Below are 25,929 nucleotides of genomic sequence, written 5' to 3' on the forward strand. Positions count from 1 at the left end.
ATGATGAGCGTATTCGGTTGTTGTTTGCAGAAGCCGTCGATCTTAAATTAGAAATCTTGCATAACAGCGACATGACGATCGAAGTCGCCTATATCGCTCCTCTATGCGAAGAAAATAAAATAAACGATTTCATTATCGTCCCGTTTACGAAAGATTTCTACCCTTTTGAAAGCCAGCTGAAAACGAATCCTGAATATCGCGTAATCGATGATGTCGCCAAATGGCAGGAGTTAATGCTAAGAGGCTATGTGCTGATTGAATCAAATGGAATCATTTACTCATTCAATGCCTCCCGCATCATAAGCATTGAGAATCCGCAAACGCAGGTGGAGAGCGCCATTCAGGGACCTCAGCTTGCTTTAAGCGAAGATCTAAACATTTCTCTTAACTTGATTCGCAGCATGTATCCCTCTCCGGACCTGTCCGTTGAAGAGCATACCATCGGTTCATTATCCAAAACGCCTGTATTCGCTTTGTATGATCAGCGCCGTGTTGATCCTACCGTACTCGATAACGTCCGTACGAAATTAACGAACATCAATGTAGAAATGCTGCATGCCGCAGGCGAGCTTGAGAAGCTGCTCGTCGGGAAACGCAAGCATTTGTTTCCGACGGTCTTGATTACAGAGCGGCCCGATCGAATAACCAAAGCGATTTCCCAAGGGAAAATTATCGTTCTCTTGAAAGGCAATATGTTTGCTATTATTTTGCCTGCTACCTTCTTCGATTTCATGCATGCGGTGGAGGATGATTATGAAGCGTATTGGATGACCCGTTTTCTCATCTTTCTCCGGTACACATCCATCGTGCTTACGATTACCCTGCCTGCACTCTATATTTCAGTCGTCTCCTATAACCCAGAGCTGTTCCGCGTGCAGCTGGCCTTCTCAATTGCGGGAAGCCGCTCCGCTGTTCCTTACCCGTCGTTCATCGAAGTGTTTATTATGCTCTTTATGATCGAGACGCTAATTGAAGCGAGTATTCGCTTGCCCCGTTACATTGGATCTACAGCAACAACCGTAGGGGGTCTTATCCTCGGACAAGCTGCCCAGCAAGCAGGGCTTGTGAGCAGCATTATGATCATCGTTACTTCCGTTGTGGCGATATCGAATTTTGTTATTCCGGTTAACTCGCTTTCCTTTGCGGTCCGTTTTTTGAAATATCCGCTTATCGGCATTTCGATTTTCTTCGGTATCTCCGGAGTCGCGGTTGGCTTGTTTATTTACATCACCTATCTTTGCAACCTTAGAAGCTTTGGTAAACCGTATATGCGAATTTTCGGAAAATTAAGGCCGTTAGAAGGCGATGTAGGGCAGGTGAAAATCAAGTGAACCGCTATGTTTTCTATAACTTCATACTCGTCAGCTTCATCAACCTCATGCTCTATGTTCCGCATATTTTAATCAAATTCCGATATAAGGGTGCTGTATCGTCCATGCTTATCGGCATTGTCATAGGCACGGTACTTGTGTACATGTATACAAGCGCAATGGCCCGTTTTCCCGGCAAGGGGCTGCCTGAAATTTTAAAGCTCTATTGTCCGAAGTGGCTTGTATCGATCAACATGATTTTATTTGCAATTATGTGGTGGTTCGCGACGACGGTTGTTGTGGTTGCCTATGCCGTGCTCATCAATCGTTTCTTTAATCCCGATGCGAACTCGATCATCATCTTATTGATGCTTGTCCTCGCCTGCGGATACGCAGCCACACGCTCCACGCTGTCAGTCATGTTCGTCGTAGAGATCGGCCTGATCGTCAATGCGCCGATTATTTTATTTGTATTGTTCAAAGCGGTGCGAAGCACGCAGCTCAATTGGGATGCCATTCATGTCGTAGCCAATTATGTAACAGCGATGCCTACGCTAACCTGCATTGCGGCAGCATCCTTTGTTTTCACAGGTTATATCAATCTCTCGTTATTCAACCGGCTGTTTCCGCCGAACTTTCGTTTCAAATTCCGTTTTTTTTATCCTGTATTCGGTGCAATTATTATGCTGATTACATTTTTTGTTCCCATCGGTTTCCATGGGACAGAGGGCGTCAATCAATACATATACATATGGAGTTTAACCGCTGATTCCCTGCTCATGCAGTATGGGTTCATTGAACGCGTATTGTTTCTTTTTCTAATCGTTTATTTGAATTTAACACTCGTCTATACAATGTCCGGATGGCATCAGGCGATGGAGTTTATCAAGAGCTGTTTTCCCAGCAGCAAGCCAGAAATCGACAGCCCAAAAACACCGGTATCCAACTATGTCATTGTCGGCATTTTTGCATTGCTGACGATAATCTACCTCGTCATGACCAATGAGAAATTGAACATGCTCTTTACTTCTTATTGGCTTGTTGTTCGGTTATTCGTTGAGTTATATGTTGTCATATGGGTTTTTGTGTTAAGCAGGAGGAGGTCGAAAGCCGCATGAGACTCATCATCCGAATCTTTCTGACGATCACGGCCATTTGCATGCTGGGCGGGTGCGGCTTCAAGGATATCGATAAGCGATTCTTTGTCGTTGCATTAGGGATAGACTTGTCGGATAACGAGAAAAAACCTTATCGGCTTACGCTCCAGCTTGCCGTGCCTTCTCCAAAGATCGAGCCGGGCGCATCCAAAGTGCAAATTGAAACGATTGATACCGCAAGCGTTGCTGAGGGTGTCCGCATGCTGAAGGCCTATGTCGACAAAGAGCTTGATTTCGGGCATTGCAAGGTTTTTTTAATCGGAGAGAAGCTGGCGCGCCAAGACTATCAAAATTTACTGCAATGGATGTCAAGAAGAAGAGATATTCAAAGCGTAGCCGATATTGCGATTGGCAAGCCTGATGCCGAGACCCTGCTTCAGGTTATGCCCGTCTCTGAGCGTTACCCAGGTAATACTTTGTTTCTAAGCTTTGGAGCAGATGGTACAGAATCGTCCTATACCTATGTGGAATCAGTGTCCGACTTTGCAAGGCGAGCTTCAGAACAAGGACTTGATCCCTTGATGCCCGTTATTCAAAAGGACAGCAAGGAGAGCTACATCATCAATCGAACGGCTCTTCTCAATAAAAAACGAGTGAAGCTCGTTTTATCCCCTTCGGAATCCCAGCTGTACAACCAGCTTGCCAAAAAATTCACCAAATCCTCCATGCATGGAATGTTCGAAGGAATGGATCTTGTCGTCGCGATTACTGAATTGCATTCTAAATATCAAATTGGCAAGGTCGACGGAGAAGATACGATTACTATGCATGTCAAGATGAAGGTTGTATTTGAGGAAGCGCCAAGAGGGCTGTACGAGACAAACTGGGCTTCCATTGAACGAGCTTTAAATCAGGAATATGCTAAAACCTGCGTTGCACTGCTAAAGAAAATTCAGAAGGCTAAAGTTGATCCAATCGGTTTTGGACTGCGTTACCGCGCTACCCATCCGGGAAATGGCGCTTGGAAGCAGTGGCAGTCTATTTATCCCACGATTAAATTTAAAGTCCTTGCCGACATCAAAATTGAAGGTACCGGGCTTATCAAATAAACCGTGGAGCAAAAAGAGGTGCATCAGATTTATTGCTTCTGATACACCTCTTTTTTTTCTTTGCCAACTCTTATTTAAGCAGCAGCCGATTCGTTTGTCTTAGTTCGCTTACGGAGCCCGCTCCAATGCCGAACATCGCTGTGCGCAGCTCGAACTCAATCCGTTCGAACTGCTGCAGCAATTGCTCCTGCGATGCGACATTGCTGCCTTTCGCTGCCTGCGGAAGCAGAACGCGTCCGAAGCCAGCCAAGTTCGCGCCGAGCGCAATGGCTTTCGCAGCATCGACGCCTGTACGCAAGCCGCCGCTCGCAATAATATTCGCTTGCGGAAGCCGCTCCCGAATCTCCACTACGCTCTCTGCAGTCGGTATTCCCCAATCGGCGAATGCTTCAGCTGCCTGTCTCCGCATTTCGTCACTGGATCTGAATTTCTCTACTTGGCTCCAAGAGGTTCCGCCTGCACCAGCCGCATCAATAAAGGACACGCCAACACCGGCAAGCGCTGCAGCCGTATCCGCATCGATACCCCAGCCCACCTCTTTTACGCCAACGGGTACGTTTAATGCCTTGCAAACTTGTTCAATCGCGGAAAGCAGGTGACGGAAATCTGTGTCCCCCTCTGGCTGGAATACCTCCTGCATGCTGTTCAAATGCAGGACGAGCGCATCCGCTTCCGCAATTTCCACCGCTCTGCGGCAGGATTCTATCCCAAAGCCGTAGTTAAATTGAACCGCACCGATATTAGCAATGACAGGAACTGTCGGCGCATCGCTGCGGATGGAGAAAGAGCTGGCCAGGTCTTCGTTCTCTATCGCGGCCCGCATCGAGCCGAGCCCAATCGCCCAGCCCCGCTCCTGCGCGACAACGGCCAAGCGGCGATTGATAGCGCCCGCTTCATCCGTTCCTCCAGTCATGGAGCTCACGAGCAGCGGAGCGCCAAGCTTTTTGTCAAACCATTCTGTACCCAGTCTAACCTCGCTAAAGGAAAGCTCAGGAAGCGCATTATGCTTAAAGCGATACCTCTCCAGCCCCGTTTCGATGCCCACGCTGTTCACTTGCTCCTGCAGGCAAATGCGAATATGCTCTCCCTTGCGCTTCGCGGTTGCTGCTTGCTGATCTACTGACATGCTCGTACCTCCCAAGCCAAAACGGGCAGCGTCTTCTATGGCGGCGCAGCTCACGTTTCGCTTCTCTATCAATTTATATCTTATACTGTTTGATAAGCTCCTCAGCTACAAGCTGACCACAAAGCGCAACGATTGGCGTTCCGCCTGTAAACCACAGTCCCTGAATATCGATTGAACGATTGCCAGGGCGAAAAAAAGTTTGCCTAGCTCCATTCGATGATATGCCGTAAATAGAACCGCGATGCGCTGACATGTCCCGCTCCAGCTGCTCCGGCGTTTATGTAATGGTTACGTCCGCTTGTTCCAAGTAATCTATACCAAATCCGGCAAGACGACTACATACTAGCATAGCATAATTTTCTGTTTCTCGCTCCCAGCTCCATGACTTTGACAAACAAGGCGCATTCACGAGTAGAAATAGACTGCTTGCTCCCTCGGGCGCAGCGATTTTATCCGAAATCGCTGCGTTGCAAATAGAAATGGCCTCCTATTAAGGTCAGCACAGAAGGCTCCCGCACCGCACCGTTTATCGCCTTTTAATTTGGACATAACTTAGAATGGAAAACAACTAAATAAATGATAAAGTGGGTTATCGTATTGCGTTTATCCAACTCGCAGTTCTTCTGGCTGTTAGCAACGATTGAAGTTTCGATGACGATCTGGCTTACGATTATGCCTACCATCACCCAAGCGGGGCAAGATGCATGGATTGCCATTTTCATTGGCGGATTAATCGGGATTGCGGCTACCTTTTTATACTACCGTATCAGCTGCATGTATCCCGGCCTCACTCTGATTGCAATAAACAACCGAATTTTTGGAAAAGGGCTAGGAAAACTTGTTTCGCTGTGTTATTTGCTAGGCTGGTTTAGCGTTACGGTCGTTATCCTGCGGACGATGGCAGAATTTATCCAGCTTGTCCTCTTTTTCCATACCTCCATCCTGATCATTTCACTTATTATGGTTCTCATCATAATGTATATTGTTTACTATGGGGGGATTACGGCCATTGCCCGGTTCAGCCAAATTGTAGGCCCAGTCTTTTTTCTCGTTCTGCTGATTACGTTCCTGCTAAATCTCACCAATATCAAGTTAGCTCTAATAGCGCCCGTTTATGTGGATCATGGGTTCGCTACGATTGCGAAAGCTTCCGTCATACACGGCTCGTTTTTATCCGAATCCGTGCTTATCATGATGATCCTTCCCTTTCTCCACAAGCCGCAGAAAGCCGGCGGCAGCGCATTAAGCGCGGTTGCGGTATCATCCCTTATAGTCGTCATTGCTACCGCGCTGGTTATTATGACATTCGGACCGGTTTTGTCCGGCAAATTCATCAATCCCTATTTTAATATGGTACGGTTCATCTCCGCCCTCGATTTCATTCAAAATATGGATGTGTGGGTCATATTCGTTTGGTTGTTTTGCGTTTTCGTCAAATTGTCGCTCTATCTTTCCATAACAAGCCAAGGGATTGCCGAGTGGCTCCATCTCAAGGATGCGAAAAAGGTTATTATTGTGTTGGGGGTCCTTTATTTGGGTATATCCTTGTTGCCGCCGAATATCACATATATCTTAACCAACTACAACGAAAAAATATGGCTCATTTATATTTTCGGATTGAATATGATTCTATTACCAATCATCATGTTTATGATCGCTCTGTTCAAAACCCGAAAATACAAAGGCGGATAATCTTTTTTAAGTCCGCTTCCCTGTTGCTCCGATCCTTTTGATTTTCAAGTTAACATCTACCGTAACCTTGATTTCCGGAAAAATACGGAGCCAATCACGCTTCATTATTTTCCATTGGCGGGGATGCTGCCGATGAACGGCATCCCCGAAACCGAAAATGTCCGTACCGTACTTTTGTTGAACGTCTTGTATCGTCTTTCGCGTTTCATCCTCCAGATGCCTCTCCAAAGCTTTCTGAGCAAAGCTAACGTCATCAGGCTGCATCATATCAAGATTGGTCCGGTTTTCTTTAACGTTTCCTTTACCGGACAACACGATGTGAACGGAAACTTGGTTCTTTTCGACACGGGTAATCAGCTTTCTGCTTAAGTTCGTTTCAATTAACGATAAATACCCTTTCCCTTCCGGCACGTACCCCGTTATGTAATACTGTCTTAAGTTGCCTAAAATCCATAGCGTCGCAAACGATTCGCTTTCATTTAGAGTGCCTACCATTTTAGTTTCCCGATTGAACACGGCTAAATGCTTAATATCGAAAATTTGGTCTTTTTCTTCATCATCCTTGGTGTTGAGTTTAATCGCCGAGAGGACTGGACAGGTGGTTTCGCTTTCCTTCGCAACAATAAAATCTCTGAACGCTTTGTCTCCTATCTTGCTGTTTTTGTCTTGGTCAACCGCCGCATTTGCGGAAAAAGGATCAAATGGGCTGTTGATCTTCAATATTTTTTCCGGATCATCGCCGAGGATGACGAAAGCGCTCGTTCGCAGTGTCGTATCCATATTCCGCGTATACATGTCAAACGAATCCCACACGCCTGATCTGGCCAGTTTCTCCCCGATAAACATAGCTCTCCGATGACCGATGAACAGCCTTCTAGGCAGCTTATCCTGGATCCTCTGACAGGTGTCGATCAACGTTTTCCCGATGGCGCTAATGACAATATTCCCTCTCTCGCCTGGGGATTGTTTGTTGCCGGAAAATCCGATTCTTGAAGGAATCGCAATCTGCGCGCTTACCTTCACGTTACCGTTGTCTGCTTGATCCAGCAGTGTTCCCATCCAAAACGCATACTGATTGATTTCCGTCCGGTCCCAGCAGCCCGAGAGGAAGAGCACGAGACAAAACCAAACGGCTGCCGTGATCGATAGGTTGCGCATAGGTTCACCTCTTAAGATTTATTGGGACGTGGTCTGCGATAAAGCGTATCTCCAATGCCTTTCAGCTTGAAAGGAGAAATTGGCGACAAATAAGGTACTCCAAATGATTCCAGCATGCACATATGCGCAAGAATGACGATTGTGCCTGTTGCAATGCCGTAAAAGCCTAAAGATCCGGCAAGACCGAGCAGCGGGAAGCGAAGTACGCGAAACGGCAAACTTAGGCTGTATCTGGGAACCGCGAACGATGCGATTCCCGTGCTTGCTACGATGATTACGATAGGCGCGGATATAAAACCGGCTTGTACCGCCGCCTCGCCGATAACGAGTGCTCCGACGATGCTGACAGCCGAGCCTACCGCCCGGGGCATGCGGAGACCGGCCTCCCGGAGCCCTTCGAACATGACCTCCAGGAGAAACGTCTCCATCACAGTCGGAAAAGGAATCCCTTCTCTGGCAGCTGCAATACTGATCAATAAACTGGCAGGAATCATTTGCGGATGAAAGGTCGTTAAGGCTACGAACACGGACGGAAGCAGGAGCGACATGACAAACAATGAGATCCGGATGGAGCGCACCGCCGACACATATAAAAACCTTTCGTAATGGTCCTCGGCCGCCTGGAAGCCTGACCAGAACGTCATGGGAACGATCAGGGCGTTAGGCGAGCCGTCAACGAGTATGCCGACCTTCCCCTCCATCAAACTGGCTGCGACCGTGTCCGGCCGTTCGGTGTTCTGGACTTGGGGAAACAGCGAATAAGGCGTATCTTCAATTTGTTCTTCGACATAACTGGAATCGAAAATGCTTTTGCTTTTGATGCGCCCTATTCGTTCTTGGACAAGCCGAAGCACGCCAGCGTCTACTTGATCCTCCAAATAGGTGATCACAACCCGCGTGCGTGTCGTAATCCCAAGCTCCACGGCTTCGAATTTAAGCATCGGGCTATTTATTTTCCGCCTAATCATGCTCGTATTTGTTCTTAATACTTCAGTAAAGCCTTCCCGCGGCCCACGGACGGAAGTTTCGATTGTCGGCTCCTCTATGGACCGCTGGTGAAAGTCAATGAGACCGACGATAATCGCCTCATGCTCATTTTGGACGAATATCGCCGTGCTTCCGTATAAAATATGCTGAACTGCAGCATCCATGTCGGTCAGCTTTTCCAGACTGGCCACTGCTATAAGCCGGCTCTCCAAAATGTCATGAACAGGCTGATCAGCCCTTTGGAGCAATGGCCGGATGACCATCTTCTCCAGCTCTTTCGTATCCGCCAGGCCGTCCAAATACACGAGTAAAATATCATTTTCTCCCGGGGATTGAAGCTTCCGGAAAACAATATCCGAGCATTTATGAAAGGTTTCCCTTAGCCGGGTCTCATTAAGCTGCAGGTCTTGGCTAATATTCTGATCCGGCAATTGAATCACCTCTTCGTTGCATTTGGATGAAAGTATTATTATTGGGAGTCATGGCTATTTTATTCGTCTTGCTTCCTGCAGTCCAATTCCGTAAAAAAACGGCGGGATACCCCTTACAGGGGTATCCCGCCGTTTTCCATTTATCATTTAGCAAAGAAAGATTTCGCTGCATCCTGGGACTGTTTCAGTAGAACTTCATTTAGATCCTCATTGAGCCGAATCAATGTTTTGCCGTGAAAACAACAGCATCCTTACGAATAAAGTAATGATCAATCATTAATAATAGTGTAATTAAATTCTTTGTCCAACCCCTCAATCCTCTGGTTTTATTAAAATAAAATAGGAAAATATTCATTTGACAAGCGATAAGATAAAACGTATATTCTTGATATGTTATATCGTCGATTTATATTATCGACATTATAATCATAACCATACACTTAAAGGAGATAAAAAACATGGAACGTATTCTTATCATTAACGCTCATCCAAAAGTTGATTCGCCCACCTCATATAGCCTGCAAGTTTTAAAACATTTTTTGGAGGCATATAAGGAGCAAAATCCGTCAGCTGCCATCGAACAAATCAATCTTTATGAAGACCATGTTCCGGCAATCGATCAAACCGTCCTGACTGCCTGGGAGAAGCTAGCTCAAGAGAAAGAACTAACCGATGAAGAGAATAAGGTTACAAATCGCATGTCTGAGATCCTCCAGCAATTCAAAAAAGCGACCAAATATGTCATCGCTCTGCCCCTGCATAACTTCAACGTACCGTCGAAGCTGAAGGATTACGTGGATAATGTTTTAATTGCCAAGGAAACTTTTAAATATACGGAGAACGGCTCAGTCGGATTATTAAAAGATGGGCGAAGCTTGCTGGTCATACAAGGAAGCGGCGGCGTATATACAAATAACGATTGGTATACGGAGGTCGAATATTCTCATAAGTACTTGAAATCCATATTTAATTTTATCGGCATCGAAGACTACCAGATTATTAGAGCCCAAGGGACTGCTTTCTTAGATCGGGATGACGTGCTGGGCGATGCCTACAAACAAGCGGAAAAAGCCGCTGCTCATTTTGCAAAGGGCAATGAAATAGCTGGTGCTAGCAGAACGTAAAGTATACGGAATAACGCATAAGCATAACTAAGAGGGGGCCGAAGACCCCCTCTTAGTTATGCTTATGCTCCTTTTAGGCAAGAAATCAGCAGCTCAATTCCCGCTACCTTCAAATGGGCTAGCCTATAGCAAGCTCATTAAATTGAGCTTCCATATATTCGGTTCGTCATATGAAATAACTCCAACACCACTATCTGATGTGCTTACATGTCATGAAGCGAGCGTCCTGCCGCATGGAATAGTTCCTCCAGTAAATGAGGCATCATAAGGAAGGTCGTTCCTCGATCAAATGTATAATAGCCCAGTTTCAAAGCAGAAGTTCTTCCGCCGACATAAGACTGCTTCTTTTTCTCTAGTCCAAAACTTCATCTCATAATATACAAATGTTATTCATACACGAATAAAAACTGTAAATAGAAAGACAAGCCTATTCATTAAATGTTCTAATCTTTTATCCTATTAGCGATATGGCAGGAAGTTGTCCAATGAATAAATGATTGTAAAAATCATATATTTGATTTTTACAATCATTTTATATTGTTAATCCGTCGAAACTCATATAAAATAAAGCTAACGAATTCATCAAGGGGGCATACGCATGGAAATGATCATGTTTGATACGCAGCAGGAATTGGACGCATATGCAGCACAACTTTTTATAAATATCGTAAACGAAAAACCAAACGCCGTGCTTGGTCTTGCAACAGGATCGACACCTATTGGGATTTATGACAAAATAGTAGAGTCGTACAAGGAAAAAAAGGTTAGCTTCAAAGAAGTTACGACGTTTAATCTCGATGAGTATGTCGGCATCACGCCTGAAAATGACCAAAGCTACGCTTATTATATGAACAAGCATTTGTTTTCACATATTGATATCACGGCAAAGCAAACGCATCTGCCTAACGGAATGGCTCCCGACATGGAAGAGGAGTCCGCCCGCTATGATGCCATGCTTGAGGCTCAGCCCGTCGATATCCAGCTGCTTGGTCTAGGCCACAACGGTCATATCGGCTTTAATGAACCGGATGTCAACCTATCCGGCGGTACTCATGCCGTTAAGCTAAAAGAGGAAACACGTGAAGCCAATGCACGATTCTTCGCTTCTATGGATGAGGTTCCTGAATATGCGATTACAATGGGCGTCGGGTCGATTTTGAAAGCAAACACAATCTTATTAGTCGTCCGCGGTTCAGACAAAGCGGAGATTGTAAAGGAAGCATTGACGGGTCCGATCACGACAAGCGTGCCTGCTTCATTGCTTCAAACACATGCCCGCGTTATCGTTCTCCTTGATCGCGAGGCTGGAAGGATGTTAGTTTAAATGACTATAAGCTGTTCTAATTGGATCATTCATAACGTCAATATTGTCCTTGAAGACCGGGTCGAAAACGGCAGTGTCATCGTTCAAAACGGTAAAATATCGCAGATTATTACTGGAGATGCTGCTGAACTAGTTGCTTCAGCAGCAGAGGATCTTCCTCTCATTGATGGTCAAGGTGGCTACCTGCTTCCAGGCTTTATTGATGTGCATGTGCACGGCGGCTTCGGTGCTGATTTTATGGATGCCAGCAGAGAAAGCTTTAATACCATAACTAAATTTCATGCTTCGCAAGGCACGACAGGAATGCTGGCTACAACGATGACCGCCTCTAAGGAAGCTATCGAAGCTGTACTGCAAGCCGTTTCCGAGTACCGCGGCAGCGAGATGCCTTTTGCAGCTTTGTACGGCGTGCATTTGGAAGGGCCTTTCATAAGCGAGAAATGGCCCGGCGCTCAAAATCCCGCTCATATCCAAACACCGCAGCTGGAATGGATGCAGCTTTGTCATTCGAAATGGCCTGATCTCATTCGGCAGCTTACGCTTGCACCCGAGAAAAACGGCTCTATCGAAACCATTTCTTGGCTGGCTGAGCAAGGCATCAACACCGCTTGCGGGCATACGGATGCCGTTTATGATGAAATCATCGCCGCCGCTGATGCAGGTTTGTCGCAAGCGGTTCATACGTATAACGCGATGCGGGGACTCCATCACCGCGAGCCGGGAACGCTCGGCGCCGTGCTGACCGATGACCGTATTGCCGCAGAGCTTATTGCGGACGGCATCCATGTTCATCCTGCCGCGATCCAGCTGGTGCTTGCCGCGAAGCCATCGGACAAAGTCATTCTGATTACAGATGCGATGGCGGCTGCCGGCATGCCTGATGGTGAATACAGCCTCGGCGGCTTAGCCGTTATCGTTAAAGACGGCGAAGCTCGTCTGCGCGAGGGAAATGCATTGGCAGGCAGCTGCTTAACGATGATCAATGCGATTCGATTCATGCTTGAGCACACCAACCTGTCCCTGGAGCAGCTTAGCCGATTAGCAAGCGGTAATGCAGCGAAACAGCTCGGCATTAGCGACCGTACAGGGTCCATTGCAAGCGGCAAGCAAGCCGATCTGGTTTGGACCGATGCACAGCTCCGGATCAAGCAAACTTGGGTCCAAGGCCGTTCCGTTTTTGAAGCTCGCTAAGGATAAAATAAAATCGAAACAAAAAAGAAAGCACGGACGCTAATCATGCCTCCCGTGCTTTCTTTTTATGAACGGCTATGTAATTAGAAATACGTTGCTGTCTTAGCATGCCGATGAAACAAAATATTCCAACCTAACGTCTTAAAGATATAGACTCATTATTTAGGGGGATTTGATGTGCGAATAGGATCTTCTTTTACCCTCTTGCTGTTAGGCTTGCTGCTTCTGATAGGCTGCTCAAACACGCTAGCCGAGCATCAACCTTTAAACGCTGTTCGTGAAGCGGCATGGAACAGTCTTTCCTCGGATGAAAGAAGGTTAACTCTCGCGGATTGGCAAAAAGCAGAAGTAGAAAAGATCAATTTCGATGATATGATAAATCAATTCTCTATTCCTAAGGGCGTGGAACCACAAAGTAAAAAACATTTGTACAAAGTGACCTTTGATCCAAAACTTATCATCTATGTGAACGGTGATACGAATGAGGTCGTCGGAACGCTGAACTTAATTTAATCATCCCGCAAGGGCAGCGATAGCATCCGCTTCAACGCATGAAATATTCGCAGAACCGCTCATGCTTTGAGCTTTACGGTACAGAAAAAAGACGTCAAATCCATTCAGCAGGATTTGACGTCTTCCAAAACAAGGGGTTAACCCGTTACATGTACAGAAATACCTTGCTGCTTCATCACTTCCGCCAGCTCCTCTGTGAGCGGGAGATCTGTAATGACACCGCGCAGTTCCGCCAGAGCAGCGATAGAGAATAACGAGGTGCGATCTGTTTTGGTATGGTCGAACACGGCGTAGGCCGCTTGCGAACGTTTAATAAGTGCTTTGGCAATTTGCGCTTCTTGCTCTGAATATGTCGTAATACCGCCAGCAGCAGAAATACCGTCGACGCCAATAAACATTTTTCCGATATGCAGATGGGCTACCATGCCCTCCCCGAGCGGGCCGCACAGCTCAAAGCTGTTATGCCGCATGATGCCGCCGGTTACGACAACTTGAATATCGCTGCCTGCAAGCTCCATGGCGATGTTAACGGCATTCGTTACGACCGTTATTCCCTTCCGGGACTTTAAGGTCTTCGCAATAAGAAAATTGGTCGTGCCTCCCGACAAACCAATCACGTCGCCTTCCATGATTAAAGAGGCAGCAAGCTCGGCTATGTGCTCCTTCTCCAGAATCGAAAGGCCTTCCTTCTCCGCAAACGGCATATCCCTTACCGAATTCATGCCATCGTACATCGCCCCGCCAATGGTGCGGATCACGGGATATTCGGCTTCCATCTGCTCCAAATCCCGGCGAGCCGTCGCTTCCGAACAGCCAAAGCGTTCAACCATTTCCGGTATCGTAACTCTTCCTTGCTGTTTTAGCAGCTGCAGAACGGCCTCACGGCGCCGCTGCCCCTTGTTGCCGTTTGCTTCAGCCATTGTCAGCGCTCCACCCAGGCTTTGGCGGACATCCGCTGCTCAACGACGCTCCACTCCGGCAAAGCTTCCCAGTCCCCGCGCATCTGCACGACTAATGAACCGTTAATGCTTGCAAGGCGTACCGCTTCTACTGGAGACAAGCCTTTCATAATGCCTGCCAAGAAACCCGCACAGAAGCCGTCTCCCGCACCGACCGTATCAACGACCTGCTCGGCTGGATAAAACGGCAAGCTCTCCTCTTGCCCATTATTCAATACGACCGTTGTATCGCCTCTGCCTTTAATAATGGACACTGCTTTTAGCTCGGTCAGCTGACCTTTGATATGCTCATAGTCATCTGTGTCATACAATAGTTTAAGCTCGTCCCATCCAGGCAAAAAGTAATCCGCCTCTGCGGCAAGCGGCAAAAGAATCTCCCTGGCCTGCTCAATGGACCACAGCTTAAGACGCAGGTTCGGATCAAAGCTGACCAAAACGCCCGCTTCCTTCGCGATATCAACCGCACGGCGGAGGGTTCTTCGGCAATCCTCGCTCAGCGCGGCCGTGATACCGGTTACATGAAGCAGCTTAGCGCCACGAATATAATTCTCGTCCAAGTGCTCAGGCAGCATCCGACTGGCAGCCGAATGCTTTCTGAAATAGTGGACAGCCATTCTGCCGGCTACATGCTCGCGGAACATCATCCCTGTCGGTGCTTCGGTGCTGACCTGCGCGCGTGATACGTCAACGCCTTCGCCTCTCAGCGTTTTTAATATTATCTTGCCGAACGGATCATCGCCCAGCGCGCCGAACCATCCGACGGAGGTACCTAGACGTGCAAGCCCAATTGCGACATTGCTTTCCGCTCCGCCGAAGCTTTGTTCAAGCGTCGCGGCACGTTCAATCGACTTATGCTCCTGCGGCATAAATAGAGCCATGGATTCGCCAAACGTTACAATTTGCGGTGATGATTCATGCACGTTAAAATCCCCCTACCACGTTTTATAATTAAGTATAAAGAATTAAACTTCCAGCATTGGAAACTTCATAAAGTAAATGATCGCGATGTAAAGCACCAACACGATGATACTCATAACACGTGCTTTGCTAATATGCGCTGTTGCGCTCTTGCCTTCTTGAATGGAAGCTACGACCAGCTTAAGCGGCTTGGAAATGATACCGCCCAGCGCGGCTACTCCAAGGAAAAGCACGACTACGATTACCATCCAAGCTACCGTGTAATCAGCCTGGGACATCAAATAACCGCCAGTAAGCAGCTGCAAAATCAGAAAGTACTGAGCGATGCGATTCGCCGAAAGCAAACCCTCCGCTAGACCTCCTTGTCCAACGCCGGCTAGCTTGGACGCTCTGCCTATCATGATTGGCAGCACGATATAAAACCCCATTCCGACTGCACCTAATACATGCAAAAACAACATTGCCTTATCCATTTTTACTCCTCCTGTTTTGGTAAAGCGTAATCAACGACCCACTCCTGCCAAAATTGTGTATATCGAATAGTTTATCAGAAACGAGATTTTTTTCAAATGACTACGCTCCCAATCCGGGCCTTTATACATGCATTTAGGATACAAATCCTGAATCGTTCCCGAAATTTTCACACCTGGGCGCCAATGTCTTCAAATGAATAAATGATCTCCCTCTTTATCCTTTAAAACCATATTTACTCATAACCCCATGAATTGCAAAATAAGTAACTTCCTCGGGCAATGCATCCTTAATCGGCCGCAGCTTCTCCGTACCTTGCTCGCCTATGGCATCCACGATCAATTGCTCGTATTCTGCGGGAATAATCCGGCTCCAGTCTACTTCCTCGCCTTCATCCGCACAGCGGATAATATGGCCTTCTATCGTCACTTTGCTTAAACCGCGATCCTTCGCTATCTCGTCCGGTTCTTGTCCCGCTGAAAAAAGCGCAAGCGTCGTCAGATGGCTTGGCTGCTCATCGTCACTCGTACTTTTAACAAACTCTCTTGGGACTGCAGAAATTTTCACAGCTGTCCTGCCTTCGCCATCAAAAGCTTGAATAATGGCGAGCAAATCCTCACCGTATTTTTCCGCTTTCGCCGCGCCGATCCCCTTCACGCCTAACAGCTGGTCAACCGATTGCGGCTGCGCATTGGCAATTTCCCGGAGCGTTGCGTCGAAGAAAAGCATAAACGGCGGTACCCCTTCCACAGCGGCTTTTTCTTTGCGCCACTGCTTTAGCGCATCGAACAAAGGCGATGCATTAGCACTATCGGCAGATGCGGCTTGCCTTACTGTGGCTCTTACTCTTTGCATGATCGATTCGCGGCCTTCCAACACCGGAAGCGCGTTTGCGGTTAAAGAGACGACCGGGTATTGCCCATCGCTGAGCTTTAAATAGCCTTCTGAAACGAGCCAATAAAGCCAATCCGCAATTTCCTTCTCGGGCAAATGACGCATCAAGCCGTAGGTGGACAATCGATCAAGCCCGAACTCAAGCAGCCGCTTATCCCTTGATCCCTTCAGTACTTTAGCGGCCATCGTCACTCCAAAGCGACCTTTCATCCGGCCAACGCAAGAGAGCGCCATCTTTGCTTCCTCTGTCCGATTGACTGGCTCGCTTTTATCAAGGCAGCTGCTGCATTTGCCGCAAGCTTCGACACCGGTCTCACCAAAATAATCGACGATAAATTGCTGCAGGCAGCGCTGAGTACGACTGAAATTCATCATCGTATTAAGCTTGGACAATTGAATAGACTTACGGTCAGAATCTCCGGTGCCCTGTTCGATCAGGAAGCGCTGCACTTGCATGTCGGCAGGTTCGAATAAAAGAATACATTCACTCTCTTCGCCGTCACGTCCCGCACGGCCAGCTTCTTGATAATAGGATTCGATGTCACTGGTCATCTGCCAATGAAGCACGTAACGTACATTTGGCTTGTCGATCCCCATACCAAAAGCATTCGTCGCGACCATTACGCGAATATCATCAAATCGGAATTTCTCCTGCGTATCGGCCCGTTCCGCATCCGATAAGCCGCCATGGTATTTTCCAGCTTGAATGCCTCGGCGTGTCAGCTGCTCATAAACATTCTCGACTTCTTTGCGGGTTGCCGCATAGATGATGCCGGACTGTTCCTTCCGTCCGGACACAAAACTCTCAAGAAACTTCTTCTTATCCACTCCCGTAACGACGGATAGCGACAGATTGGGTCTGGCAAACCCGGTAACAAATACGCTCGGGTCACGAAGCTTCAGCATTTCCGAAATGTCTGCCGCAACCTCAGTCGTTGCCGTCGCAGTAAATGCAGCTACGAGCGGCCGATCCTTCATACGAGCAATCCAGCCTGCAAGCTGGCGGTAGCTTGGACGGAAATCATGTCCCCATTGCGATACGCAGTGCGCCTCGTCAATCGCGATGAGCGGAATGGACAGCTGCTCCGACAACGATTGGAACATCGGCGCGTCAAGTCGTTCCGGCGCAACGTACAGCAGCTTATATTCGCCCTGCATGGCATTCCGCATGACATCGCGATATTCCGCAGCTCCTAATGAGCTGTTAAGAAACGCCGCGGACACGCCTACCCGGCGCAGTGCATCCACCTGATCCTTCATTAATGAAATAAGCGGCGATATAACTAGTGACGTACCCGGCATAAGCATCGATGGAATTTGGTAGCATATCGATTTCCCGCCTCCGGTTGGCAATATTGCCAATGTATCGCGCCCCTGCAATATTCCCGAAATAATATCCTCTTGTCCCTTTCGGAAGGAATCGTAACCGTATACCCGTTTCAGCGCTTCTCTGGCTTGTTCGATCAATCTGACCCCTCCTCCTCAACCAAAACTCTTACGCTCTAAAAAATAAACAGGGAGGACCCTGGCAGCATTCTGTCAGGGTCCTCCCAAACGCATTCATTTATTTCATCTGCGAGCAGTTCGTAAATTAGCCAGTTACGACTTGAATAACATTGCGAACAGATTGAGCAGATTTATCAAGCGCAGCTTTTTCTTCAACAGTCAAATCAAGCTCAAGCACTTTCTCAATGCCGTCGCCGCCAATGATTGTCGGAACGCCCATGAACAAATTATCGTAACCGTATTCGCCTTCTAGCAAGGCGATTACCGGAATAATGCGTTTTTTATCTTTAAGAATGGCTTCTGTCATTTGCACTAGGGATGCTGCAGGTGCGTAGTACGCACTGCCGTTGCCAAGCAAGTTAACGATTTCGCCGCCGCCGACGCGAGCGCGTTGCACGATTGCTTCAATACGTTCTGCTGGAATTAATTTTTCGATTGGAATACCACCAACGTTCGAATAACGAACGAGTGGAACCATATCATCGCCGTGTCCGCCAAGCACGAAGCCGCGAACGTCTTCAACGGATACATTCAATTCTTGGGCGATAAATGTGCAGTAACGAGCAGTATCAAGTACGCCAGATTGACCGATTACGCGGTTCTTCGGAAAACCAAGGGTTTGGAATGCCGCATAAGTCATCGCATCAACCGGGTTGCTTAGGATGATCACGTAAGCGTTAGGGCTAGTAGCTTTGATGTTTTCGCATACCGATTTCACGATGCCTGCGTTTGTGCTAACAAGATCATCGCGGCTCATGCCTGGTTTGCGGGCGATACCCGCAGTAATGATGACAACATCAGAATCCTTCGTGTCGTCATAGCTTGCAGTACCAATGATGTTAGCGTCTACGCCTAGTACCGGAGTAGCTTCAAGCATATCAAGCGCTTTACCCTTAGTTGGGTTTTCAAGCGGTGCGATATCGACCAGAACAATATCGCCTAGTTCTTTTTGAGCAAGCATAAGTGCTGTAGTCGCGCCTGTGAAGCCAGCTCCTACAACTGTGATTTTTTTACGTTTTATCGCCATCTTGTGTAAATCCTCCCGTAACATAGCTTATTTTGAAGGGGAGAGGGGGGACCCCTTTGACTCCCATTTTTTCATTTACGATCCTTAATGCTTTTCGAACCCACCTAAATCCTCCCTTCCAAGGGAGGACTCCGAGGCGCTGCGCCCTCTGGACACCTGCCAATTGGACGAACGCGGGAGTTTGACCTGCGCACATTTGCAACTGTTGAGCTTGGCTCGCTTTCGTCCCTGCAGGACACGCTTTACGCTTCTGGAGGAATGTGTCCCTTACGGGACGCCATTCCTAGAGCGAAGAGCGGGAATTGTCCCTGAGGGACGCCATTCCTAAAGCGAAAAGCAGAAATGTGTCCCTTGCGGGACGCCATTCCAAGAGCGAAAAGCGGGAGTGTGTCCCTTGCGGGACGCCATTCCTAGAGAGAAGAGCGGGAATTTGTCCCCTGCGGGACGTCATTCCTAGAGCGAAGAGCGGGTATTGCCCCTCCGTCCGGGACGCCATTCTTAGAGCGAAGAGATTAGGGATGCAATTGAAAAGATATGGGAGATTCCCCTTATTATTTAAGCTAAAGAATGGACTACATGTTTTTGATGATTTCGTCTGCGAATGCAGAACATTTTACTTCTGTTGCGCCTTCCATCAAACGTGCGAAGTCGTAAGTTACTGTTTTGTTGTTGATTGATGCTTCCATACCTTTATAGATAAGGTCAGCCGCTTCCTGCCAGCCTAGGTGCTCAAGAAGCATTACGCCGGAAAGGATTACTGAACCTGGGTTTACTACGTCAAGGTCAGCATATTTAGGCGCTGTGCCGTGAGTTGCTTCGAAGATAGCGTGTCCAGTCAAGTAGTTGATATTCGCGCCTGGAGCAATACCGATACCGCCAACTTGAGCAGCAAGAGCATCGGACAGGTAATCGCCGTTAAGGTTCAATGTTGCGATAACATCGAAATCAGTTGGACGAGTTAGAACTTGTTGCAAAGCAATGTCCGCGATAGCGTCTTTAACGATTAGCTTGCCAGCAGCTTCTGCTTCTTTTTGTGCTTTGTTAGCAGCGTCAGCGCCTTCTGCTTCTTTAATGCGGTCGTATTGACCCCATGTGAAAGTTTCGTTAGCGAATTCTTGCTCAGCCACTTCGTAGCCCCAGTTTTTGAACGCGCCTTCTGTATATTTCATGATGTTGCCTTTGTGTACGAGTGTTACGGATTTTTTGCCGTGTTTGATTGCATACTCGATCGCTGCGCGAACAAGACGTTGTGAACCTTCTCTCGATACTGGCTTGATGCCGATACCGGAAGTTTCAGGGAAGCGGATTTTGTTAGCTCCCATTTCGTTTTGCAAGAACGCGATTACTTTTTTCACTTCTGCGGAACCTTCTTGGTACTCGATACCCGCGTAGATGTCCTCTGTGTTTTCACGGAAGATAACCATGTCAACAAGCTCAGGACGTTTTACTGGGGATGGTACGCCAGTGAAGTAACGAACCGGACGCAAGCAAGTGTAAAGATCAAGCTCTTGACGAAGAGCAACGTTCAAAGAACGGATACCGCCGCCGATAGGCGTTGTCAAAGGTCCTTTAATCGCTACGATATATTCGCGGATTGCAGTAAGCGTATCAGCCGGCAACCACTCGCCGTACTCGTTGAATGCTTTTTCGCCTGCAAAAACTTCGTACCAAGCGATTTTTTTCTCGCCGTTATAAGCTTTTTCTACCGCTGCATCAAGAGCCCGTTTCGAAGCCTTCCAAATGTCTCGGCCTGTGCCGTCGCCTTCGATGAAAGGAATAATCGGGTTGTTAGGAACTTGAAGAATACCGTTGTCAATTGTAATTTGCTCGCCTTCTGTTGGAAGTGCGAATTTTTCGAACTGGGCCATGAATGAAATCCTCCTTAGAATGGTACCTGCCGCTGAGGCAGGTAAATGTTAATATTATTTCATGTAGGTATATAATCTTTTATATGTATAGCCTTATAAAGGATTATATTTTGAATGAGAGAACGAACGGCTTGTTCGCCCTCCAATTCAATTATATCCTACATTTGCGATTAGCGCTTCTCGATCGGGATGTACTTAGCATTAACAGGTCCAACGTAATCTGCACGAGGACGGATCAAACGGTTATCTTGGTATTGCTCAAGAATATGAGCGCTCCAACCGGATACGCGGCTGATCGCGAAAATTGGCGTGAACAGGTCGCGCGGAATTTCAAGCGTGGTGTAAACGGAAGCGGAGTAGAAGTCAACATTCGGCTTCAAGCCCTTTTGTCCTGTTACAAGCTCTTCAATTTTAACAGACATTTCATAAAGCTCCATATTGCCTGTCAGTTTGCCAAGCTCGCGCGACATTTTTTGCAAATGCTTCGCACGCGGATCGCCGTTTTTGTATACGCGGTGACCAAAGCCCATGATTTTGTGCTTATTCGCAAGCGCGTTGTTAATAAAGCTCTCAACGTTAGCTGCAGAACCGATTTCTTCAAGCATTACCATAACAGCTTCGTTTGCGCCGCCGTGAAGAGGACCCTTCAAAGCGCCGATTGCAGATGTTACGCCCGAATAAATGTCAGACAAAGTAGCAACCGTAACGCGAGCCGCGAATGTCGAAGCGTTCAATTCGTGGTCAGCATGAAGAACGAGTGCTTGATCAAGTGCCTTAACAGCAACTTCAGCTGGCTCGTTTCCAGTTAGCATATATAGGAAGTTATATGCAATTGACACGCCTTGTTTTGGAGCTACCGGCTCTTGTCCTTGACGGATGCGAGCAAATGCAGCAATAATCGTTGGCAGCTGTGCCTGCAATTTAATTGCTTTCAGTTGGTTCGCTTCTGGGGACATGTCGTTAGCGGAAGCATCATACAATGCTAGACTGGATACCGCTGTCCGAAGAGCAGCCATCGAATTTGTATCTTTTGGATATAGCTTGATTTGATCGATAACGCCTTGCGGAACTGCTGCATATTGATCCAGTTGCTTTTGCAGCCCGTCAAGTTCAGAACGGGTAGGTAATTTTCCGTACCATAGCAAATATGCGACCTCTTCAAATGATGCATTTTCCGCGAGATCATCAATATCGATACCACGGTATGTCAGTACGCCATCAATAATCGAGCTGATGGAGGACGCCGCGGCTACAATGCCTTCCAAACCTTTAGTTGCTGTCATCGTTCTCTCTCCTTTAACATGGGTATCGTTAACAATAAAAGGGATTCATTTTTGTACCGTCGCCTTTAATCATAAATGATTTCGGCACTGAAGTGAACAAATACGGACATAAAAATGCTTTATCAGCATCATTAATATTTTTTTCGCTTATTATTTCACCACAACGTGTCGTATGCTCCAGCTGCATTTTTCCCTATTCGCACCATTTTTAGCCGCATTATAAACTATTTTTACAGAATCGAATATAGTGGTAAAATGTCAGATAGATAACATAACGAGCAAAATTCGCTGTATTGGAGGCGCTATATGACAGGACAACGTATCGGAATTATTGACATAGGCTCCAACTCAGTCCGTCTCGTCGTATATGAGAGGACAGCAAATGGTGCTCATCGCGTGGCGGATAGCAGCAAACGGCCTGCCAGATTAAGCGAACGTATTGATGATGACGGCTGTCTTCCAGGTACAGCGATCGACGAGCTTGTCGACACGCTGACTCATTTTACCATGATTTGCACACATAATCATACAAGCAATATTCGAGCTGTCGCTACGGCGGCCATTCGTAATGCCAAGAATCGATCTGAAATCCTTGGGCGGATAAAAGCCGAAACCGGCTTGACGATTGAATTGCTTTCCGGCGAGGATGAAGCCTCCTACGGTTTTCTAGGGATGATCAACTCGCTGAATATCCGGGATGGCCTTCTGATTGATATCGGAGGCGGAAGCACCGAGCTTTCTTTGTTTCGTAACCGCTCTCTCGTTCGCTCCGTGTCTTTTCCGTTTGGCTGCGTCAGCCTCAATAAACGTTTCGGAACGAAAGGCATGCTCGGCGACGACGAGCTCAAGGCGCTTGAAGCACTTGTCCAAGAAGCAGTACGTAACGAGAGTTGGATCGGTGACACACCGGGATTGCCGCTTGTAGGAGTAGGAGGCACCGTTCGTGCATTAGGTAAAATGCATCAAGCCGCATATAAATATCCCTTCCCGCAAACGCATAACTATCCGGTTACCAGCGAGCAGGTCGATGTGCTGTTCCATCAAATGCGCAAGCTCCCGCTCGACAAAAGACGCAAGCTGCCGGGCTTGTCCAAAGATCGCGCCGATGTCGTCGTGCCGGGCGTCGCCATTCTGAGAGTTTTGTTCCGGGCAACCAAAGCTTCCTATTACCGTATTTGCGGAGCTGGGCTTCGTGATGGCTTGTTCCATGCGACACGGTTTCCCAATCATCCCAAGCTGAACGACGTGCTGAAATACAGCCTAACGAATTTGAGCGCCTTGCATCCGGAAGCGCCGAAGCAGCATGTGCTTCAGGTCAATCGCATCTCGCTTGAGATTTATGATGTGCTCAATTCTAACCATCCGCTGCCGATGCAAACTCGAGTACTGCTTGATACAGCATCGCAACTGTTTCGAATAGGCGCATCTATCGATTATTATGAGTATGCGAGACATTCCTTCTACCTCATCATCAACTCTCAGTTAAATGGGCTTACCCATCGGGAGATGATCATGACAGCAGCAATCGCCTCGTACAAAAGCAAGGGCCGGGCCCGCCAGCACATTTCTGAATATAAAGAACTGCTGAACGAATCCGACCTTGATGTGATTTATAAGCTTGGCGCGCTGCTGCAGCTGTCAGCTGCTCTTGACCGCGGGGAAACGCAGGCCATTGCGCAGCTCAATGTCCACTTGTCAGGCAATCAACTGCTGCTGCGACCGATTCAGCCGCGCGGGACGCTGGCCGTTGAGCGACGCGAGGTTGAAGAGCTGGGAACCGAATTCAAAAAGCTGTGGGGGGTAACGCCGAGCCTCGACTATTCGGCTACGCACGTCCCTTCCACGACGATATAATCTTCGCTTCGAACTGACTGCGGAACGGCTGCTTATCGACATTAACAATGTGTTCATAAGTACCGTTCGACTGCAGCTCGCGAGCCTTCACATTGTCATTGATATTAAGATGAAGCATTTTGATCAAAATTTGTCTGAGCGTGGAATCGAATACCGGACACATAAGCTCGATCCGTCTAGTCAGGTTTCGCGTCATCCAATCCGCGCTCGACAAATAAACCTCTTCCTCCCCGCCATTATAGAAATACATTATTCTTGCATGCTCCAGGAAACGGTCAACGATGCTGATAACCTGAATGTTCTCGCTTCGTCCTGGCACGCCCGGCCGCAAGCAGCAAACCCCGCGGACAATGAGCACTATTTTCACACCGGCTTGAGAAGCCTCGTAAAGTTTATCGATCATTTCCTGATTGGACAGCGAGTTCATCTTCGCGATAATGCGCGCCGGTTTCCCAGCAATTGCGTTCAATCTTTCCCGATCAATTAGCCGGTATAGCTTTTCCTTCAAATCCGACGGCGCAACACCGAAGGCTTTCCACTCATATGGAGAAGAGTAGCCGGTTACCTCATTAAATAAGGCCGATGCGTCTCCGCCGATAATCGGGTGCGAAGTAAACAGCCCGATGTCAGTATACAAGGTAGCCGTACTATCATTGTAGTTGCCGGTGCCTACATGGACATAACGGCGCAGCGTGCCATGCTCCCGTCTAACGACAAGCAATATTTTCGCATGCGTCTTTAACCCAACTAGACCATATACGACGTGACAGCCCGCCTTCTCCAGTTGACGCGCCCAGGCAATGTTCCGTTCCTCGTCAAACCTCGCCTTTAGCTCTACAACAACCGTCACCTGCTTCCCAGCTTCACCAGCCTTCGCAAGCGCTTGAACGAGCGCAGACTGGCCGCTGACGCGGTATAAGGTCATTTTGATCGCCAACACGTTCGGATCATATGCGGCTTGCATAACAAAATCATTTACGGCTTCAAACGACTCGTAAGGATGGTACATGAGCACATCACGTTGACGAATGACTTCAAACATGTCGTCGGTATCATCGAATTCCCGCGGGTAGACCGGCTCCAGCTTCTCATAACGTAAATTATCATTGCCCGGAACAGCACTGGCGAACTTCATCAAGAAGCTTAAATCAAGCGGTCCGTCGATTTCGAATAAATTATCTTCGATTTCCAGCTCTTCCGTAAGCATTTCGAGTGCATAGGGATGCATGCCCTTACCCACCTCAAGCCTTACCGGAATTCCCCAGCGGCGACGGCGAAGCTCCTTCTCGATTTCCTCGAGCAGATCCTCCGCATCTTCTTCGTTCAGCGTAATGTCGGCATCCCTTGTGAGGCGGAACGGATTAACGGAGAAAGGAATGTAACCGTTGAATAACGTATCAATGAATTGTTCGATTAAATCCTCAAGCAGCACAAATTCAGTCTTCTTGCTGTTGATTCTTCCGGGAACGGGAACGAACCTTGGCAGGATAGACGGTACCTGTACAATCGCAAACAAAGGCTCCTCCTCAGAAGCATCTCCCTCTTGTCTTAAAAGCACTGCCAAATATAACTCTTTGGTATGAACGAGTGGGAACGGTCTGCTCTGATCGACAGCCATCGGCGTGAGTACAGGAAATACAATTTCATGAAAATAGTCCGAGACCGCCTTCGTCTGCGATATGTTGAGCTCCTCGAGCGAACGAATAAATATTCCTTCACGGCTGAGGCCGCGAAATACTTCTCTATATGTACGGTATTGATCGTTAACCATTTGCGTTGCGCGTTTAATGAGCCTTTTCCAGAGACCGGACGGCGTATATCCGGTAAAATCCATTTTCGACAATCCGGCTCTCATCTGCATTTGTATGCCTGCGACTCTTACGCTCATGAATTCATCCAAATTGCTTGTCACGATTGCCAAAAACTTAGCTCTCTCCAGCAGCGGATTGCTGGGATCCTGAGCCTCTTGGAGAACTCTTCGGTTGAATTCGATCCAACTTAGGTCACGATTTACATAGTTGGACAAAAGCTTGGTCATTTCTCACGCCTCCTGAGTAATTTTACGAATTTAACCTGCTTTTTAAGCA

The 25,929-nt window shown here is 47.6% G+C and carries 21 protein-coding genes; 9 read left to right on the top strand and 12 right to left on the bottom strand.

Annotated elements, in window-relative coordinates; translation table 11 throughout:
• The 3 genes from AC1DLI_RS30875 to AC1DLI_RS30885 all read left to right on the top strand — a co-directional run.
• The coding region (locus AC1DLI_RS30875) for a spore germination protein (RefSeq protein ID WP_477608989.1) at positions 1–1,331 on the top strand (1,331 nt) is incomplete at its 5' end.
• Positions 1,328–2,428, top strand: a complete 1,101-nt coding sequence (locus AC1DLI_RS30880) for a GerAB/ArcD/ProY family transporter (protein WP_477608991.1) — start codon at positions 1,328–1,330, stop codon at positions 2,426–2,428. The genes AC1DLI_RS30875 and AC1DLI_RS30880, both read left to right, overlap by 4 nt.
• Positions 2,425–3,516: a Ger(x)C family spore germination protein gene (locus AC1DLI_RS30885; RefSeq protein ID WP_477608993.1), complete on the top strand. Its 1,092-nt coding sequence runs from the start codon at positions 2,425–2,427 to the stop codon at positions 3,514–3,516. The genes AC1DLI_RS30880 and AC1DLI_RS30885 overlap by 4 nt, the downstream gene beginning before the upstream one ends.
• Before the next feature lie 70 nt (positions 3,517–3,586).
• Here AC1DLI_RS30885 and fni read toward each other — a convergent pair whose 3' ends face one another.
• Complete coding sequence (fni, locus tag AC1DLI_RS30890) at positions 3,587–4,642, bottom strand: type 2 isopentenyl-diphosphate Delta-isomerase (RefSeq protein WP_477608995.1); 1,056 nt, start codon at positions 4,640–4,642, stop codon at positions 3,587–3,589.
• A gap of 73 nt (positions 4,643–4,715) precedes the next feature.
• Entirely contained in the window at positions 4,716–4,895 is a 180-nt protein-coding gene (locus AC1DLI_RS30895) for a hypothetical protein (protein WP_477608997.1), read from the bottom strand.
• Positions 4,896–5,218: 323 nt separating this feature from the next.
• Between AC1DLI_RS30895 and AC1DLI_RS30900 the strand changes: the two genes are divergently transcribed.
• Positions 5,219–6,334, top strand: a complete 1,116-nt coding sequence (locus AC1DLI_RS30900) for a GerAB/ArcD/ProY family transporter (RefSeq protein ID WP_477608999.1) — start codon at positions 5,219–5,221, stop codon at positions 6,332–6,334.
• A 6-nt stretch (positions 6,335–6,340) separates the two neighbouring features.
• Here AC1DLI_RS30900 and AC1DLI_RS30905 read toward each other — a convergent pair whose 3' ends face one another.
• Together AC1DLI_RS30905 and AC1DLI_RS30910 are read right to left on the bottom strand one after the other, a co-directional pair.
• Positions 6,341–7,492 (bottom strand): Ger(x)C family spore germination protein, encoded by a 1,152-nt coding sequence (locus AC1DLI_RS30905; protein WP_477609001.1) that lies wholly within the window; start codon positions 7,490–7,492, stop codon positions 6,341–6,343.
• A gap of 11 nt (positions 7,493–7,503) precedes the next feature.
• On the bottom strand, positions 7,504–8,910 hold the full coding sequence (locus AC1DLI_RS30910) for a spore germination protein (RefSeq protein ID WP_477609003.1): 1,407 nt from the start codon (positions 8,908–8,910) through the stop codon (positions 7,504–7,506).
• 458 nt (positions 8,911–9,368) lie between these two features.
• Between AC1DLI_RS30910 and AC1DLI_RS30915 the strand changes: the two genes are divergently transcribed.
• From AC1DLI_RS30915 to AC1DLI_RS30930, 4 genes are all read left to right on the top strand, one after another.
• The gene (locus AC1DLI_RS30915) at positions 9,369–10,034 is read left to right on the top strand and encodes an FMN-dependent NADH-azoreductase (protein WP_477609005.1); all 666 of its coding nucleotides are present in this window, start codon (positions 9,369–9,371) and stop codon (positions 10,032–10,034) included.
• 598 nt (positions 10,035–10,632) lie between these two features.
• Complete coding sequence (gene nagB / locus AC1DLI_RS30920) at positions 10,633–11,358, top strand: glucosamine-6-phosphate deaminase (protein WP_477609007.1); 726 nt, start codon at positions 10,633–10,635, stop codon at positions 11,356–11,358.
• On the top strand, positions 11,359–12,549 hold the full coding sequence (nagA, locus tag AC1DLI_RS30925; RefSeq protein ID WP_477609009.1) for an N-acetylglucosamine-6-phosphate deacetylase: 1,191 nt from the start codon (positions 11,359–11,361) through the stop codon (positions 12,547–12,549).
• 177 nt (positions 12,550–12,726) lie between these two features.
• The gene (locus AC1DLI_RS30930) at positions 12,727–13,062 is read left to right on the top strand and encodes a hypothetical protein (RefSeq protein ID WP_477609011.1); all 336 of its coding nucleotides are present in this window, start codon (positions 12,727–12,729) and stop codon (positions 13,060–13,062) included.
• Positions 13,063–13,199: 137 nt separating this feature from the next.
• Here the strand turns inward: AC1DLI_RS30930 and AC1DLI_RS30935 are convergent, their stop codons facing one another.
• From AC1DLI_RS30935 to citZ, 7 genes are all read right to left on the bottom strand, one after another.
• Positions 13,200–13,982 (bottom strand): DeoR/GlpR family DNA-binding transcription regulator, encoded by a 783-nt coding sequence (locus AC1DLI_RS30935; protein ID WP_308999627.1) that lies wholly within the window; start codon positions 13,980–13,982, stop codon positions 13,200–13,202.
• A gap of 2 nt (positions 13,983–13,984) precedes the next feature.
• Positions 13,985–14,941 carry a sugar kinase gene (locus AC1DLI_RS30940; RefSeq protein ID WP_477609013.1) on the bottom strand — a complete coding sequence of 319 codons (957 nt, stop codon included), beginning with the start codon at positions 14,939–14,941 and terminating at the stop codon, positions 13,985–13,987.
• A gap of 42 nt (positions 14,942–14,983) precedes the next feature.
• Positions 14,984–15,412: a hypothetical protein gene (locus AC1DLI_RS30945; RefSeq protein WP_477609015.1), complete on the bottom strand. Its 429-nt coding sequence runs from the start codon at positions 15,410–15,412 to the stop codon at positions 14,984–14,986.
• Between the two features lie 214 nt (positions 15,413–15,626).
• Positions 15,627–17,771 carry a DNA helicase RecQ gene (gene recQ / locus AC1DLI_RS30950; protein ID WP_477609017.1) on the bottom strand — a complete coding sequence of 715 codons (2,145 nt, stop codon included), beginning with the start codon at positions 17,769–17,771 and terminating at the stop codon, positions 15,627–15,629.
• A 124-nt stretch (positions 17,772–17,895) separates the two neighbouring features.
• Complete coding sequence (gene mdh / locus AC1DLI_RS30955; protein ID WP_477609019.1) at positions 17,896–18,837, bottom strand: malate dehydrogenase; 942 nt, start codon at positions 18,835–18,837, stop codon at positions 17,896–17,898.
• Between the two features lie 572 nt (positions 18,838–19,409).
• Positions 19,410–20,705 carry an NADP-dependent isocitrate dehydrogenase gene (icd, locus tag AC1DLI_RS30960; RefSeq protein ID WP_477609021.1) on the bottom strand — a complete coding sequence of 432 codons (1,296 nt, stop codon included), beginning with the start codon at positions 20,703–20,705 and terminating at the stop codon, positions 19,410–19,412.
• A 170-nt stretch (positions 20,706–20,875) separates the two neighbouring features.
• On the bottom strand, positions 20,876–21,988 hold the full coding sequence (gene citZ / locus AC1DLI_RS30965; protein WP_477609023.1) for a citrate synthase: 1,113 nt from the start codon (positions 21,986–21,988) through the stop codon (positions 20,876–20,878).
• Positions 21,989–22,294: 306 nt separating this feature from the next.
• Between citZ and AC1DLI_RS30970 the strand changes: the two genes are divergently transcribed.
• Positions 22,295–23,842 (top strand): Ppx/GppA phosphatase family protein, encoded by a 1,548-nt coding sequence (locus tag AC1DLI_RS30970; protein WP_477609025.1) that lies wholly within the window; start codon positions 22,295–22,297, stop codon positions 23,840–23,842.
• Here AC1DLI_RS30970 and ppk1 read toward each other — a convergent pair.
• Positions 23,814–25,880 (bottom strand): polyphosphate kinase 1, encoded by a 2,067-nt coding sequence (ppk1, locus tag AC1DLI_RS30975; protein ID WP_477609027.1) that lies wholly within the window; start codon positions 25,878–25,880, stop codon positions 23,814–23,816. The genes AC1DLI_RS30970 and ppk1 overlap by 29 nt on opposite strands.
• Positions 25,881–25,929 lie beyond the last annotated feature (49 nt).

The organism is Paenibacillus sp. 01T443 (assembly GCF_056398325.1).